This window comes from Pseudomonas sp. 65/3-MNA-CIBAN-0223 (assembly GCF_040310425.1).
Taxonomy (GTDB): Bacteria; Pseudomonadota; Gammaproteobacteria; order Pseudomonadales; family Pseudomonadaceae; genus Aquipseudomonas; species Aquipseudomonas gregormendelii.
Window position 1 is genome coordinate 61307 of the sequence record NZ_JBEOPV010000023.1, and the last position, 15559, is coordinate 76865.

The following is a 15559-nucleotide window of genomic DNA, read 5'->3' on the forward strand; positions in this document are numbered from 1 at the left end:
ATGCACGACACACCGGACTACGGACTGTGGACGCTCGTCATCCTCAATTCGGCCATCTTCATCATGTTCGCGTTCAGTTTCTTCAAGCCTCAGACCGCACGCGACTGGCGCACTTTCGGGGCGTTCGCAGCCTTCATAGTTGCTCTGTTCGTCGAGATGTACGGTTTCCCGCTGACCATCTACCTGATGTCGGGCTGGCTTCAGACGAAGTTTCCGAGCCTCGACCTACTGTCCCACAACACCGGCCATCTGTGGTCAACGTTACTCGGAGAGAAGGGCGATCCGCACTTCGGTGTGCTGCACATCGCCAGCTATGTCTTCCTTGGCTTCGGCTTCTATTTACTGTCTAGCGCGTGGAATGTCCTATACCACGCGCAGCAGCGCAAAGGTCTCGCCGTGTCAGGCCCGTATGCGCACATCCGCCATCCGCAGTACGTTGCGTTCGTACTTATTCTGCTGGGCTTTCTGTTCCAGTGGCCGACGTTGCTGACCTTGCTCATGTTTCCTATTTTGCTAGTGATGTATGCGCGGCTGGCTATCACAGAAGAGGCGGAGATGCGTAAGCAGTTCGGCGCGGAGTTTGAAGATTATGCGGCGAGGACGCCACGCTTTCTGCCGTCGCTGCGCAAGCGGCTATCGGCCACCTGAAGCGATGTTGCCGGAAGGCTCGCTGGCACTCCTTTAACTCCGTTTATTCCGGCGGCTATGGATCAACACCTGAATCGCGTTAGCAGGTTCAACGACGCAAGCAATCCCATTCCATCTGTTGATTGCTCGGGTCTTGTACCTCAGCAGAACGAGCCTAATGTCAGGGGAGGTACCCGTATCGGGTGCGTGTGCAGACAGCGCGTAAGCGCCTAAAAAATCTGCGTCCGTGACACCGACCAAGATCGAATCGGTGGTCACCAAGATCAGTTTTGCCCTGAAGGTCCGAACGACCGAGCTGGACGATGGAGTACTTCTATGAGCAAAAAGAAAAAATGTCAGGCGAAGTGACGCAGTCGCTCTGTCGGTTGCAGGTGGCACAGGTATTACGCCGGCCGAACTTATCGTCAGCAGGGGGCAAACCGAGGCATCGATCTCACATAATGACTATGCAGCTCAGCTTCATGTTTTGCAGATTGAGTTGGTCAAGCTACAGAGGCACTTTATCGGCTGCGGCGATAGGATTCTCGTGCTGCTGGAGGGGCGAGACGCCGCCGGTACCAAAACATGGCAAGGATATTGATGAAAGGCGCAACAGTCACAATGTTGTCCGGTTTGAAAACCTGTTTTTGGAAAAATAAAATGCGCAAATTATGGATCATCCTGGCAACGCTGGTTGCTTTAAACCTAAATGGCTGCGGCTACAACACATTCCAGAGCAACGACGAGCAAATCAAAGCGAGCTGGTCTGAGGTAGTAAACCAATACCAGCGGCGGGCGGATCTGGTACCTAATCTGGTCAATACCGTCAAAGGCTATGCTGCGCATGAAAAAGAAGTATTGATTCAAGTGACGCAAGCGCGGGCTCAGGCGACCTCCATACAAGTGACGCCAGAGGTGCTCAATGACCCGGCCGCCTTTGCCAAGTTTCAGGCTGCACAAGGCGAGCTGTCCGGAGCGTTATCCCGGTTGCTGGCAGTGAGCGAAAACTACCCGCAACTGAAAGCCGACGCCGGTTTTCGCGATTTGCAGGCGCAACTGGAAGGCACCGAAAACCGCATCGCAGTGGCACGCAACCGTTACATCAAGTCAGTGCAGGAATTCAACGTCACGGTCCGCTCGTTCCCCTCCAATCTGACGGCGATGGCATTCGGATACAAAGAGAAGCCTAATTTCACGGTCGCAAACGAAAAAGAAATCGCTAAGCCCCCCGCAGTAGATTTTGGGTCAGCGCCTGCTCTTCCCCCAAGCGGGACTCAGGGAGCAACCAAGTGACGACGGTGCGCACGACAAGCGCGGCGGCATTGTTTGTCTTAGTGCTTTGCTGGTCTTTCCTCGTGGGCGCTCAAGTCGCAGTCCCCCCCCTGACTGGCCGGGTCACTGACCAGACCGCTACGCTCTCCGCAGATCAGGCAGCAAGTCTTGAGCAAACTTTACGGTCGTTTGAAGCCAAGAAAGGCACTCAACTCGCACTTCTCATTGTCCCCAGCACCCAGCCGGAAGCGATCGAACAATATGCTTTGCGCGTTGCGGAGCAATGGAAGTTAGGCCGAAAAAAAGTGGATGACGGCGCAATCCTGGTCGTCGCTAAGACCGACCGTGCGCTTCGCATCGAAGTAGGCTACGGGCTTGAGGGCGCACTCAATGACGCCACCAGCAAGCGCATCATTAGCGAGATCATCACACCGCGCTTCAAGCAAGGAGACTTCTACGGTGGCATTGCTGCCGGGCTCGACCAGATGATCCGGGTAATTGATGGCGAACCGTTGCCTGCACCCAACGCACAAACTATCGGCGGTGTTACAGATATTCGGCAGTATGGTCCGCTCGTTTTTATTCTTGCGCTCGTAATAGGCAGTGTTCTGCGCCCCGTTTTGGGCAGATTTCCAGGCGCGCTAGTCACTGGAGGCGTTGTGGCCGTTATCGCTTGGTTGGTTGCCGGCGCACTGTTCATCGCGTTGGGCGCGGGAGTGATAGCGCTCTTGTTCACGTTGGTCGGTGGCGGTATGGGCGGATACGGTATGGGGGGGCATCGTGGAGGATTCGGTCGAGGCGGTGGTGGTGGCTTCGGCGGCGGCGGCGGGTTTGGCGGCGGCGGTGCATCAGGGAGATGGTAAAGATGAATATCAAACGCATTCTAAACCATCTTGTTATGACCCACTGGCAGGTCAAACGGGCTTTTCCCCGCGAAACGTTGATCGCGATCGAACTAGCGATCAAAGCCAGTGAGGCTGCACACGCCGGAGAAATCCGTTTCGTCGTGGAGGGCGCACTGGATAGCACACCGCTTTTCAAGGGCCAGTCCGCGCGAGAGCGCGCTATTGATGTGTTTTCGCAGCTGCGTATATGGGACACCGCTCACAATAACGGTGTGCTGATTTATCTTTTGCTGGCAGACCGGGACGTGGAGATTGTTGCCGATCGCGGGATACACGCGAAGGCAGGCTCTCAAGAATGGCAAAGTATTTGCCGCCAGATGGAAGCCGCCTTCAAACAATCCAATTACGAAGGCGGCGTAGTCAGCGGTGTTCAGGCGGTTACACAGCATCTGACGAAACACTTTCCCGTTGCCGGCGGTGAGCCGAATGAATTACCGGATAAACCAATGGTTCTCTGAGGAGCCCTCTATCGCTGGTGCCAACCAAAAAACTCAAGCACGCTCAACCGAGGAACAGAGCATGACACTCCAACTGGATCAGCATGACGCTGTAGTCGCTGTATTCGTTCATCATCAGGATGCAGAGGACGCTGTCCGCAAGCTTGCTGCCAGTGGTTTCGACATGACGCATTTCAGTATCGTCGGACAAGGTTTTCATTCCGAGGAAAAGGTTGTGGGTTTCTACAACGTCGGCGACCGAATTAAATTTTGGGGTAAGAAGGGCGCATTTTGGGGCAGCCTTTGGAGCCTGTTCTTCGGCGGAATATTTCTGACCATTCCTGTGATCGGGCCTGTCATGGTGCTTGGTCACTTGGCAGGGATCGTCGTTGCCGCTGTCGAGGGTGCAATTCTGGTCGGTGGGTTGAGCGCGCTTGGCGCTGCGCTTTTCAGCATCGGCATTCCGAAGGACAGCGTCATACAGTACGAGCAAGCCGTCAAAGCTGATGGATTTCTTGTTGTAGCCCATGGCTCCTCGGACGAGATGGCGAGATCCAAAGCGATCCTTGAGTCAAGCAATCCGGCAAGTATTGATCTGCATGAGAATGTGAAGGTCCATGCAGGAGACTAAAAGCGTATTACTGCGATGTTTGTATTCCCTATCATGAAAAGGAGTATCACCATGCTAAATCAAACGTTGAACGTAACGGGTATGACGTGTGACGGCTGCACCAGCAATGTGGCGAACGCGCTGAAAGCAATTCCCGGAGTCCATGACGTAGTAGTGTCGCTCTCGACCGGCGAGGCTGCGGTGCGCTATGACGAGCAACTGACCTCACCCGATCAACTGAAATCGGCCGTGAAAGGCGCGGGCTATGGCGTGGATATGGCTAAGGCCCCGTCCAGTCATCAATCCAAGGGCGGTTGCTGCGGCTAACTCGTCCCTATGATGCCCAGCAGTCAGACCGCAGGCATGACTCGATGGCCTGTGGCTACATGAGGGTCACCAGCGTGCGCTCAGCAGGTTTGCCCGTCGCGACTATGGCCACGCTTATGCTTAGCGTGTTCACTGTGTCGATTGGCTTTGGCATCGTGCTTCCACTTTTGCCCTACCTGATTGAGCGACTCCTGGGCGCGGGAGGTGATGCTGCGCAGGTTTCCCGGCACACGGGATTACTGACGGCTGTCTATACTCTTTCACTTTTTCTATTCGCCCCCCTGTGGGGTCGACTTTCCGATCAACGCGGCCCGCGTGGTGTACTGCTTATTGGACTCCTCGGCTTTGGCGTAACCATGTTGGTTTTCTCATTTGTTGAGAGTCTCGTCGCTGTATACGCCGAGCGTTTTCTGAGTGGCATGTTCGCCGCAGCCGTGACGCCTGTAGCTGCGGCGGTGATAGGAAACGTCAGGACGACTGAACAGGGGCGAGCCCGTCGGCTTGCGCTTGTCAGCGTGACGGGAATTAGCGGCTTCCTGCTCGGGCCGATGCTGAGCGTGTTCGTAACGCGATTTGCTGCTGCTAGCTTCAATCTCGCCTTGCCGCCCGGATCAGTCGCGATTCCGCTCGCAGCGACAGCGTTGCTTGCCATTCTTGTGGCCAGTGCAGTCGCATTTTCAGTGCCAAATGACGAAGGCCGCAGTCGGTCACCGAAAACCACTAGGGCCTCGGGCGATCAGAAAGCATGGCTAGTACCGAAACTCCTTATCCTCACTTTCATCGTTTCGGTTGGGGTCGGGGTCTTCGAGGTCGGGCTCGCACTGCGTGGTAAACAGGAACTCGGTTTGAGTCCATATCAGATTGCACTCATGTTCACCGAGTGCAGCTTGGTCATGTTTGTGATGCAGGCAATTGCATTCTCGCCCTGGTTCAAGCCGGACACGACCCGCTGGCTCATCGCACCCGCACTCTCCGTGCTGGCAGCTGGATTGCTTCTCGTACCTTGGGCATCTGATTTTATGTTGATGCTGGTCGTGATCGGTGCGGTCGCTGCCAGCGCCGGCATCCTGTCGCCGATCCTTACCTACTGGATCTCGGCCAAGGCTGGAAGCGCGCAGGGCTGGGAACTCGGCAAGCAAACGGCAGCCTCCAGTCTTGGGACAACCTTAGGATCGGCTGCGGGTGGAATCCTCTACAGCGCTGTCTTTCTCCCTGGCGCCTCTTTCGTCTTGAGCGCGGGCCTCACAGTACTAGGTTTCCTGTTAAGCCTCAGGTTGCCGCATTTACTCATGCTTCCCCATTCATGCCGTCACCCGATATCCGTACGATCGAGCAAGCAAAAGTGAAGATGAGAAAAGAATGGGAGCCTGGCTTCTCGGCGCAGAAAAATCTGCGCTGACCCCACTTACGAACTGACACCCAGTGGAATACCTAAGATGCCGGGATTCGGATGTTCGAATACGAGAGGAATAACTATGTTCGTCTTAGATGTGTCCGGCATTGGTTGCGGCAGCTGAATTAGCAAAATCACCAAAGCTATTCAGGCGTTGGATAATGAGGCAAAGGTTTTGGTGGATCGTGCTGCCGGCAAGGTCATCGTTGAAAGTAGCGAAAACCCTGAGCGAGTCCCGCGCAGCTGTGGAAACGTTGGGCTTCCCTTCCAAAATCAGCGCCTGCGGGTGCTGATCCGCTCCAGCGTTAACGCTCCCATACTCGGGCTCTCCTTGGGCTCATTTCAGATATGAGCCCAGGGCCGAGATGAGCTGATCCACGTCTTCTTGGTGCTTTCCTGGAGTAATAGCTTCAGCACCTTTCCAGCCAGCCTCGATGGTTCAATGAGCACAATGTTGTAGGGACAATGGGGCGTCCTCGGCTGACACTGAGATTACGTTTAGGGCAACCAGAGGGGCGATAACCGGGCTGCTCTATAATGAATGCGGTTATTTGTTTTTTGGCAATTACTCCCCACGAAGAGCCTTAATCAGGCCTTTAAATGAACCATTGAGTCGGGTGAACGCAGCCTCGAAATGAATTTCATTTTCCGTATACTTCGCAAGCTCGACTTGCTGATCCACGGTATTTTGGTCAAGGGACGGTTGATTTGGAGTTCTGTAAAGTAAATCACTCCCATCAATTTCGGCTGCTGATCCTTTCCCAGCAATGTGTTTTAGGTTTGTTGTTTGTAACGAAAACTGAGTAGCCGTCACTCGCTTTGACTGGTCTGCAAGCAAGGCAGGAAAGTCCAAGTCGCGGGCCTTGAAATTTGGCGTATCGGCGTTAGCGATATTATTGCTCAGCACCTCCGCTCTTTGGCTGCGATAAATTAACGCTCTTTCCGCAGAGCCAACGGCTTTTTCAAAATTAATACTCACGTCTAATCACCTTTGTGGAATTACCAGTCCCAACGCAATACGCATATCGAACACTCAATGTTAAAAATAATGCGTCCACGCCGGTAAATTTCAGACCCTGTTCAGCTGTTCAAAATCCGTCGAGCCTCCTTGAAGATGACGGCAAGATTACAAAATTGTCATATATGAATTTTAATCGGTTAAATACGGTGAAATGTTGCTTGGATGAGTGACCTTACGAATTAATCCGCCTGCTGTTCAAGAGAAAAGTGGCAACCTGACACAACTGTAATATTCACCTAAGGTTTCTGACAGGGGATGAGTCCTAAAGTTATATCGAGCCTTGAGCTCAGCCCCAAGAATCATTTTTCAATGTGAATTCAACGGGATGACCAAAATTCATTTGAGGATACCCCATGAAATCCATTAAAACCCTGTTCGTCATAGCCGCTTTGACCGTCTCTTCTCTGGCGATGGCCGAAGGCGGTGGTGACCGGACATTCGCACGTATGGAAGCCGCCAGGAAGAGCTCCATGGATGCGCACCAAGTTGCCCAAAAGCAAGGCACTCAAACCCCGGTAGCGAAGAGCAACGCCAAGGCGGCTGACCAAGCCAAATATTGAACGGCTCGATGCACTCCCAAGCTGACAGAAATGTAATCACCTCGGTGGTTAAAATGTGGCAATTTCTGAGCTCGCCTGCCGTATGAATTTTGTCATTTGCGGCGGCGGGCAAGGTTCATAGAGATTCGAGACGAACTCCTGAGAACCCCCTAACCTGTAAGCACAATGCACAGTGTGTTTCGCACGGTTTCCCTTTTTGACTGACTGGACATAAACGGCATGCATTCCAAAACCTCTAGGCGGACATTCGTTAAAGGCCTGGCCGCTGGTGGCATTCTCGGCGGTCTTGGTCTGTGGCGCACTCCTGTATGGGCAGTGACCAGCCCCGGTCTGCCGAACGTATTGACCGGCAACGAGTTTGATCTGTTTATTGGTGAAACCCCGGTAAACATTACCGGTTCGCCGCGCACAGCCATGACCATCAACGGCTCTTTACCAGGGCCACTGCTGCGCTGGCGTGAAGGAGAAACGGTTACGCTGCGGGTGAAAAACCGCCTGGACCAGGACACCTCTATCCATTGGCACGGGATCATCCTGCCGGCCAACATGGATGGTGTGCCGGGCTTGAGTTTCCATGGCATCGCACCCGATGGCATGTACGAGTACAAATTCAAGGTGCATCAGAACGGTACGTACTGGTATCACAGCCACTCGGGTTTACAGGAGCAGGCAGGCGTCTACGGTCCCATCGTGATCGACTCGAAAGAGCCTGAACCTTTTCAATACAACCGCGATTACGTAGTGATGCTGACCGACTGGACCGATGAAGATCCTGCTCGCGTCATGGCCAAGCTGAAGAAGCAGTCGGACTACTACAACCACCACAAGCGTACCGTGGGCGACTTCATCGACGATGTCAGCGAGAAAGGCTGGTCCGCGACAGTGGCGGATCGCAAGATGTGGGCCGAAATGAAGATGAACCCCACCGATCTCGCAGACGTCAGTGGGGATACTTACACGTACCTTATGAATGGCCAGGCCCCTAATAGTAACTGGACCGGTATTTTCAAGCCGGGAGAGAAGCTGCGCCTACGCTTTATTAACGGCTCGGGTATGAGCTATTTCGACGTCCGTATCCCAGGTTTGAAAATGACCGTTGTGGCCGCCGACGGCCAGCACGTCAAACCGGTCAGCGTCGACGAATTCCGCATCGCCGTGGCAGAAACTTATGACGTGATCGTCGAGCCTGCCAGCGAAGAGGCCTACACCATATTCGCCCAGTCCATGGATCGAACCGGCTATGCGCGCGGAACCTTGGCGGTACGCGAAGGGCTGAAGGCGCCGGTGCCGGCGATCGACCCGCGCCCTCTTGTGACCATGGATGATATGGGAATGGGTGACATGGCCGGGATGGACCACGGCAGCATGGCTGGCATGGATGGTATGGATGGCGGCGCTACGAAGCAAGGTGACATGTCCGGTATGGCCGGCATGGATCACAGCAAAATGACCGGCATGGGCCAGGGTGACATGTCCAATATGACCGGTATGGATCACAGCAAGATGACCGGCATGGACCATGGTGACATGTCAGGGATGGCGGGCATGGGCGGCATGGGCGGCATGGGTGGAGAGATGCAGACTCACCCAGCCTCCGAAACCAATAACCCCCTGGTTGACATGCAAGCCATGACCCCTACGCCGAAGCTCAACGATCCTGGTATTGGCTTACGCAACAATGGCCGTCGCGTGCTTACCTACTCTGACCTTAAGAGCACTTTCCAGGATCCGGATGGCCGCGAGCCCAATCGCACCATTGAGCTGCACCTGACCGGTCATATGGAAAAGTTCGCCTGGTCATTCAACGGCATCAAATTCTCTGACGCCGAACCATTGCGTCTCAAGTATGGCGAGCGTCTGCGCATCACGCTGGTGAACGACACCATGATGACTCACCCCATCCACCTCCACGGTATGTGGAGTGATCTTGAGGATGAGAACGGAAAATTCATGGTGCGCAAACACACGATCGACATGCCATCAGGAACCAAACGCAGCTATCGAGTCACCGCCGATGCGTTAGGTCGCTGGGCCTATCACTGCCACCTGCTATTCCATATGGAAATGGGCATGTTCCGTGAAGTACGGGTTGATGAGTAAAGGAGACAGGTTATGAGCACATATCTGTATCGTAAGTCGCTGATCGGTTGCGCCCTCGTCTTTGGCCTATTAGGGGGAATGCCCGTTGCACTGGCAGGAGAAAGCGGTGGTGATCATTCCCATCCAACTCCTGCATCATCAACGGACAAGCCAGAGCCAACCCAAAAATCCAAGGCCAATGAATCCAAAACCGATCACAGTTCCATGGACCATGGCTCGATGGATCACAGCAAAATGAGCGATGAGTCGATGGATCATGACCAAAAAACTAAAAAAGCGGATTGAGATCATGACCAACAAGCTTTTACGTCCGACCTTGATGGCGCTGACGGTTTCAGTCAGCACCGCTTTTGCTGGCTGGGCCAGCGCCGCTGAGGCGATGGATCCGTCGATGGCCATGCCATCGAGTTCGGACTCGCAACCTTCGGCGGTTCAAAAGCCGACGTCTGCGAAAGCAAAAGACAGCTCAATGGATCACTCCAAGATGGATCACGGTTCGATGGGAACCATGGACCATAGCAAGATGGGGGCCATGGATCACAGCAAAAAGAACATGGACCAGGGCCAAATGGACGGTATGGAGGGCATGGACCACAGCAAAATGAGTATGGATGCCGGGGCGACTACCTCCAGCCGAACGCCCATACCGGTACTGACCGACGCTGATCGTGCAGCTGCTTTTCCGCCTGTCGCAGGCCATGGAGTTCATGACAAAAGCCTCAATACGTTCTTTCTCCTCGATCAATTCGAGTATCAGGACGCTGACAACGGCAGTGCCCTGAGTTGGGATGCAACAGGCTGGATTGGTGGTGACATTGATCGGTTATGGCTGCGCTCGGAGGGGGAGCGTACCAACGGTGTGACTGAAGACGCCGAACTCCAAGCGCTGTGGGGGCACTCGATCAGTCCGTGGTGGGACGTTGTTACCGGGGTGCGTCAAGATTTTAAACCAGGCTCGCCACAGACTTGGGGCACTTTTGGTATCCAAGGGATGGCTCTCTACAACTTTGAAGCGGAAGCCACCGCGTTCATTGGTGAGAACGGGCAGACCGCGGCTCGGTTAGAGGGCGATTACGACATTCTGCTGACCAATCGCCTGATCTTGCAGCCCACCGCCGAAATGAACTTTTACGGGAAAAACGACCCTCAACGCGGCATTGGTTCTGGTTTGGCCAATACCGAAGTAGGTTTGCGGTTGCGCTACGAGATTGTCCGCGAGTTTGCCCCCTACATCGGCGTTACTTGGAGCCGTTCTTATGGCAAGACTGCCGACCTCGCCAGCGATGAAGGAGAAGATACGAGTGAGGCGCGATTTGTCGCCGGTATTCGGATGTGGTTTTGAGAACCCCTTATATGAAAAGAACAATAAAAACGTTGGCTGCTGCCGGTGTGGTTGCAGTCATCATGGGGGCCGGCGTCGTGCATTTTGGTGTGTTCAACGTTGGGGCCGATGAACCACACTCCGATCCCGTGTACGCACTGCTGTCCACTGCTCGGGATCGCTCGATTGCTGTGCGTTCACGCGATATTAAAGTCCCCGACCTGAGCGAAGAAGCACTCATCCGCGAAGGTGCTGGCAACTACAACTCAATGTGCATTGGCTGCCACCTTGCTCCGGGACTCGCTGGAACCGAGTTGAGTAAAAGCCTTTACCCAGCACCTCCGAATCTGTCGAAACTGGGGGTTGATGGAAACCCTGCCGCCGCTTTTTGGATCATCAAACATGGAATCAAATCCACAGGCATGCCTGCCTGGGGTAAAAGCATGGCTGATCCCTACATCTGGGGGATGGTCGCTTTTCTCCAGCAACTGCCTTCATTGGATGCAGAGCAATACACCGCTTTAGCGGCCAGCAGTGGTGGTCATCAACACGGTGGCGGCGAAACCAAAATGCATAACCATGAAGGTCAGCATGATGGTGAAAAAGGGGTTGTCGCTGGACATCATGATGCGAATGCACCCGAAGAGGTAGCCGAAGCAGACGATCATCATGGAGAGAAAAACAGCGCCCATGCTCATGATCAGGCCGCAGAACTTTCTGAGGATGAAAGTCCCGAACATGCCCAACCACCGGGGGGCGAGGCTTCAAATGCTGCTCCAGCTGCTCCAGCGACTCCAGCCGCTCAGCCAAAAACTCATACCCATGATGATGGGAAGGATCATACCCATGCGAAATAACTTCCTTCGTCCCGGCCGGGCGCTTCGCCTCGCTACATTCGCGGCGCTGTTTATCAGTTCTGCTGGCCATGCAGCAGAATCGCTGACGATCGATGTCCATCGTGACGCTAATTGTGGATGCTGCAAGAAGTGGATTCAGCACCTTGAAGCTAACGGCTTCACCGTCGTTGATCATGTAGAAACCAACATGAGCGCGATCAAGCAGGACCTGGGTGTTGTTCCGCGTCTCTCGTCATGCCACACCGCGGTGATCAACGGAAAGTTTGTTGAAGGCCACGTACCTGCTGAGCAAATAGTTGCTTTGAGCAATCGCGATGACCTTATCGGGATTGCTGTGCCGGGCATGCCGGCAGGCTCGCCTGGTATGGAGGTCGCGGGGAAGCGGGATGCTTATCAAGTCATCGGCCTGAGTAAAGCAGGTGCTGACCAAGTGATTGCCGAGTACCCGGCAAACTAATTTTCAACCTTTCCTTAATTCTTGCATGGTCACTGCCCGTGATCATGCAAGCGAAGTGTGCTCTTACTACGATGTGCTATCAGCAGTATGAGTGCTACCGCAGAAAAAACTGCGCCGGCATAAAACGTCATTGCTGAACCATAAGTTTGCCAAAGTAACCCCGCAATCCCACTTGCCAGCAACATGGACACTCCACTCACCAGGTTGAAAATCCCGAAAGCGGTTCCTTTCAATTCTGCCGGTATCGTGTCAGCGACAAGGGCAGCCAATAGCCCCTGACTGAATCCCATATGAAGTCCCCATAGGGCGACGCCGAGTATCAACATTGAGACGGACTCAGCGCTGGCTAGAACCAGATCGGACAAGGTCAGCAATATCAACCCGACCCCGAGGAGACTTGTGCGGTTGACACGATCAGAGAGCTTCCCCACAGGGTAGGCCGAAAGCGTGTAGAACAAGGCCATCACCACCATCCCTATCGGCACCCAGGTGGCAGACAGTCCTGCCTGCTGAGCGCGCAAGACCAGGAAAGCCTCGCTAAAACGTGCCAGGGTAAACAATGCGCCGGCTATCACCACCCACCAGTAAGCCGGCGAAAAGCTGTAGAGCAGTTGTAGCTGAGCAATTGCATTCATCTGCACACTCAATTGCATCGGATCTGAACACCCATTTGCATTCCTACTGAACAGCAGTTGCATCACTTGCACACCTGATGAGCGTGCAACTGTTAGCGCTGGAAAGCCCGGTACCCACTCAGCCCAAGAGCCAAGGCTGGTCGGCCACAGCGAGTGGACAGGTTCGGCTTCCGTCACGCTGATCGGCGTCACACGCACAGCACGCACCACAGTCAGCGAAATGACGCATTACTCGTCGATCAGTCCGGCTGAAGGGGACTGCAACCCGCTTTGATATATACCGCTGACTGGTGAGGAGAGCCTTGCTTGATATCATCCGCAGAAGCGTATAGCTGGACACTGACCATGCAGTCGTTTATGCGCTGCAGAAGGATGTCCTTCAGGAGTCCTTGGCTGTTGGTTGGACAGGTGCTGCCCTCTTTTACCACCAGGGATGCTCGCTTCTCGTCGCGGCTGATCAGACTGCCAATCTCCGCCGTGCAATCGCCCCATTGCAGCCTGTCGGAGGAAAGCCGAAATGCCGGTAGCACCAAAGCATCCCTACGATTATTGCGCCACTCACCTATAAACCATGTCCCTTCAATCGTCTTATCCATACCGGACGGACGCTTGGTTTGTGTCTCGCCTTGATCACAGGCGGCCAATAGAACAGCTGTAAGCACCACAAAAGACAGTGCAGGTATGTCGAAAAACTTGCTCATGGCGTGCCTCCGACATGTGCTGGTTCAGGCTCTGCCAACTCCCCCGCGTGCGCAGCGCGCAGAGGTTCACTTCGTCCTGTCTGACGGCTTCATATCGCCTCGGCATGCCTGGGTAAGGCGATAGAAATTAGGGCGGCCAGTAACACGAAGGCCGTAGAAACCCACAAGCAGGCCTCCAATCCGTAACCCTGATAAATCCAGCCGGACAGCACGGTGCCGAGCAGTCGGCCCAGGGCGTTGGACATGTAGTAGAAACCCACGTCCAGCGACACCCCGTCTTCTTTGGCATACGAGACGATGAGATAGCTGTGCAGAGAAGAGTTCACCGCGAACAACGCGCCGAACACCATCAACCCACCCAGCAGTACAACGTGAGGTGCCCAACCAGCCGAGAGACCGAGGGCGATTGCCGCAGGCAGCCCTGCCAGAAATGCCGCCCAAACGAAAGCAGCTTGCCCATCCGGGACGTGGCCGTGCTTCTTTCCGGTAATGTTCGGGGCCAACGACTGGACGATGCCGTAGCCGATGACCCAGGCCGCCAAGAAGCCGCCAACCATCCAGAAGTCCCAGCCAAAAACCGTGCTCAGGTAGACCGGCAACGCCACCACGAACCACACATCGCGGGCACCAAAGAGGAACATTCGCGCCGCCGAGAGGATATTGATCGCCCGGCTCTTGGAGAGAATGTCGCGAAACTTCGGTTTGGCCTTGGCTTTGCCCAGATGTTTCTTCAGCAGGAACAGGCTGGCTATCCATATCAGCGCCAGAGTCGCGGCCATCGCCAGCACGGCAACCGTAAAGCCCAGCAATGCCAGCAGCGCACCTCCCAGGAAGAAACCCACGCCTTTGAGCGCGTTCTTCGAGCCGGTGAGAATTGCCACCCACTGGTAAAGGGTGCCTTGCTGGTTGTCGGGCACGAGCAGCTTGATGGAGCTCTTCGCGCTCATCTTGTTGAGGTCTTTGGCAATACCCGACAGCGCCTGGGCCCCCATCACCCAAGGGATGGTCAGCCAGGCAGCGGGCACAGTCAGCATCAACAAGGCTGCCACCTGCAAGCCCAAACCAATGTTCATGGTGCGATTCAGGCCTAGACGGGCACCCAGGTAACCGCCCACTAGATTGGTAATGACACCGAAGATTTCGTAGAACAGAAACAGGAACGCAATCTGCAACGGGCTGTAGCCCAACGCATGGAAGTGCAACACCACCAACATGCGTAGCGCACCGTCGGTGAGGGTAAAGGCCCAGTAATTGCCGGTCACCAGCAGGTACTGACGCACTTGCGGGGAAAGGGCTGACAACGCGTTCATGATCTCTCCCTGTTAATCGGCCAAACCGACCAGTTTCGCCAGCTCAACAGCGCGGTTGGCGTAACCCCATTCGTTGTCGTACCAGGCATAGATCTTCACTTGAGTGCCATTGATCACCATTGTCGACAGCGCATCGATGATCGATGAGCGCGGGTCGGTGCGGTAGTCGATGGACACCAGTGGGCGTACTTCATAGCCGAGGATATTTTTCAGCGGGCCTTCTGCTGCTGCCTTGAGCAACGCATTAACTTCATCCACCGAGGTGGCGCGCTCCACTTCGAACACACAATCGGTGAGCGAGGCGTTGACCAGCGGTACGCGCACCGCGTGACCATTCAGGCGGCCACGCAGTTCGGGGAAGATTTCCGCAATGGCGGTGGCCGAGCCGGTGCTGGTCGGGATGAGGCTCATGCCCGAGGCGCGGGCACGGCGCAGATCCTTATGCGGTTGATCGAGGATGCTCTGGGTGTTGGTCAGGTCGTGAATCGTGGTGATCGAACCGTGACGGATGCCCAGGTTCTCGTGGATCACTTTGACCACTGGTGCCAGACAGTTGGTGGTGCAGGAGGCAGCAGTCACAATACGGTGCTGCGCCGGGTCGAACAGGTGTTGGTTAACGCCCATCACCACGTTCAAGGCGCCTTGCTCCTTGACCGGCGCACAGACCACCACACGCTTAACGCCCTGATCCAGGTAGGCCTGCAACACCGCCACAGTCTTCATCTTGCCGCTGGCCTCGATCACCAGATCGCAACCCGACCAGTCGGTGTCGGCAATCGCTTTGTTCGCGGTGACCTTGATGCGCTTGCCGCCAATTACTACATGATCGCCTTCTGCGCTGGCTTCATTGTGCCAACGACCATGCACTGAGTCGAAGTTGATCAGGTGCGCATGGGTTACTGCATCACCTGCCGGGTCGTTGATTTGCACGAACTCGAACTCTGGCCAGCCCCAGGCCGCACGCAGGGCGAGACGACCGATGCGACCGAAACCGTTGATACCTACTTTGATGCTCATGCTGTTGTT

18 protein-coding genes and 2 pseudogenes are annotated in these 15559 nt (G+C 54.9%); 15 read left to right on the forward strand and 5 right to left on the reverse strand.

Annotated elements, in window-relative coordinates; all coding sequences use genetic code 11:
• The 9 genes and pseudogenes from AAEZ09_RS23375 (at position 1) to AAEZ09_RS23415 (ending at position 5864) form a co-directional block, all read left to right on the forward strand.
• Positions 1-648 (forward strand): methyltransferase family protein, encoded by a 648-nt coding sequence (locus AAEZ09_RS23375; RefSeq protein WP_028621191.1) that lies wholly within the window; start codon positions 1-3, stop codon positions 646-648.
• A gap of 430 nt (positions 649-1078) precedes the next feature.
• Entirely contained in the window at positions 1079-1228 is a 150-nt protein-coding gene (locus tag AAEZ09_RS23380) for a hypothetical protein (protein ID WP_268871173.1), read from the forward strand.
• Between the two features lie 59 nt (positions 1229-1287).
• Positions 1288-1920, forward strand: coding sequence for a LemA family protein (locus AAEZ09_RS23385; protein ID WP_028621192.1), 633 nt, complete (start codon positions 1288-1290; stop codon positions 1918-1920).
• Complete coding sequence (locus AAEZ09_RS23390; RefSeq protein ID WP_028621193.1) at positions 1917-2762, forward strand: TPM domain-containing protein; 846 nt, start codon at positions 1917-1919, stop codon at positions 2760-2762. Before AAEZ09_RS23385 ends, AAEZ09_RS23390 begins: the two co-directional genes overlap by 4 nt.
• 2 nt (positions 2763-2764) lie before the next feature.
• The gene (locus tag AAEZ09_RS23395) at positions 2765-3262 is read left to right on the forward strand and encodes a TPM domain-containing protein (RefSeq protein WP_028621194.1); all 498 of its coding nucleotides are present in this window, start codon (positions 2765-2767) and stop codon (positions 3260-3262) included.
• 61 nt (positions 3263-3323) lie between these two features.
• On the forward strand, positions 3324-3872 hold the full coding sequence (locus AAEZ09_RS23400) for a general stress protein (RefSeq protein WP_033050340.1): 549 nt from the start codon (positions 3324-3326) through the stop codon (positions 3870-3872).
• 51 nt (positions 3873-3923) lie between these two features.
• Entirely contained in the window at positions 3924-4178 is a 255-nt protein-coding gene (locus AAEZ09_RS23405; protein WP_033050342.1) for a heavy-metal-associated domain-containing protein, read from the forward strand.
• A 44-nt stretch (positions 4179-4222) separates the two neighbouring features.
• On the forward strand, positions 4223-5524 hold the full coding sequence (locus AAEZ09_RS23410; protein WP_081832447.1) for an MFS transporter: 1302 nt from the start codon (positions 4223-4225) through the stop codon (positions 5522-5524).
• A 171-nt stretch (positions 5525-5695) separates the two neighbouring features.
• Positions 5696-5864: pseudogene (locus AAEZ09_RS23415) on the forward strand (cation transporter).
• A 272-nt stretch (positions 5865-6136) separates the two neighbouring features.
• Here the strand turns inward: AAEZ09_RS23415 and flgB are convergent.
• On the reverse strand, positions 6137-6550 hold the full coding sequence (gene flgB / locus AAEZ09_RS23420) for a flagellar basal body rod protein FlgB (protein WP_028621198.1): 414 nt from the start codon (positions 6548-6550) through the stop codon (positions 6137-6139).
• A gap of 395 nt (positions 6551-6945) precedes the next feature.
• Between flgB and AAEZ09_RS23425 the strand changes: the two genes are divergently transcribed.
• The 6 genes from AAEZ09_RS23425 (at position 6946) to AAEZ09_RS23450 (ending at position 11887) form a co-directional block, all read left to right on the forward strand.
• Entirely contained in the window at positions 6946-7152 is a 207-nt protein-coding gene (locus tag AAEZ09_RS23425; RefSeq protein ID WP_028621199.1) for a co-regulatory protein PtrA N-terminal domain-containing protein, read from the forward strand.
• Between the two features lie 219 nt (positions 7153-7371).
• Positions 7372-9252: a copper resistance system multicopper oxidase gene (locus AAEZ09_RS23430; protein WP_028621200.1), complete on the forward strand. Its 1881-nt coding sequence runs from the start codon at positions 7372-7374 to the stop codon at positions 9250-9252.
• A 12-nt stretch (positions 9253-9264) separates the two neighbouring features.
• Positions 9265-9537: a hypothetical protein gene (locus AAEZ09_RS23435; protein ID WP_152635525.1), complete on the forward strand. Its 273-nt coding sequence runs from the start codon at positions 9265-9267 to the stop codon at positions 9535-9537.
• The gene (locus AAEZ09_RS23440) at positions 9509-10594 is read left to right on the forward strand and encodes a copper resistance protein B (RefSeq protein ID WP_028621201.1); all 1086 of its coding nucleotides are present in this window, start codon (positions 9509-9511) and stop codon (positions 10592-10594) included. Before AAEZ09_RS23435 ends, AAEZ09_RS23440 begins: the two co-directional genes overlap by 29 nt.
• Positions 10595-10605: 11 nt before the next feature.
• Positions 10606-11430 carry a c-type cytochrome gene (locus AAEZ09_RS23445; protein WP_350600979.1) on the forward strand — a complete coding sequence of 275 codons (825 nt, stop codon included), beginning with the start codon at positions 10606-10608 and terminating at the stop codon, positions 11428-11430.
• The gene (locus tag AAEZ09_RS23450; RefSeq protein WP_028621202.1) at positions 11420-11887 is read left to right on the forward strand and encodes a DUF411 domain-containing protein; all 468 of its coding nucleotides are present in this window, start codon (positions 11420-11422) and stop codon (positions 11885-11887) included. Before AAEZ09_RS23445 ends, AAEZ09_RS23450 begins: the two co-directional genes overlap by 11 nt.
• Positions 11888-11916: 29 nt before the next feature.
• On the opposite strand, the pseudogene AAEZ09_RS23455 reads toward AAEZ09_RS23450, so the two are convergent.
• The 4 genes and pseudogenes from AAEZ09_RS23455 to AAEZ09_RS23470 form a co-directional block, all read right to left on the reverse strand.
• Positions 11917-12501, reverse strand: a pseudogene (locus AAEZ09_RS23455) (MFS transporter); the annotation flags it as partial.
• A gap of 260 nt (positions 12502-12761) precedes the next feature.
• The gene (locus AAEZ09_RS23460; RefSeq protein ID WP_028621203.1) at positions 12762-13223 is read right to left on the reverse strand and encodes a hypothetical protein; all 462 of its coding nucleotides are present in this window, start codon (positions 13221-13223) and stop codon (positions 12762-12764) included.
• An 89-nt stretch (positions 13224-13312) separates the two neighbouring features.
• The gene (gene arsJ, locus AAEZ09_RS23465; protein ID WP_028621204.1) at positions 13313-14533 is read right to left on the reverse strand and encodes an organoarsenical effux MFS transporter ArsJ; all 1221 of its coding nucleotides are present in this window, start codon (positions 14531-14533) and stop codon (positions 13313-13315) included.
• Positions 14534-14545: 12 nt separating this feature from the next.
• Positions 14546-15550 (reverse strand): ArsJ-associated glyceraldehyde-3-phosphate dehydrogenase, encoded by a 1005-nt coding sequence (locus AAEZ09_RS23470; protein ID WP_028621205.1) that lies wholly within the window; start codon positions 15548-15550, stop codon positions 14546-14548.
• Positions 15551-15559 lie beyond the last annotated feature (9 nt).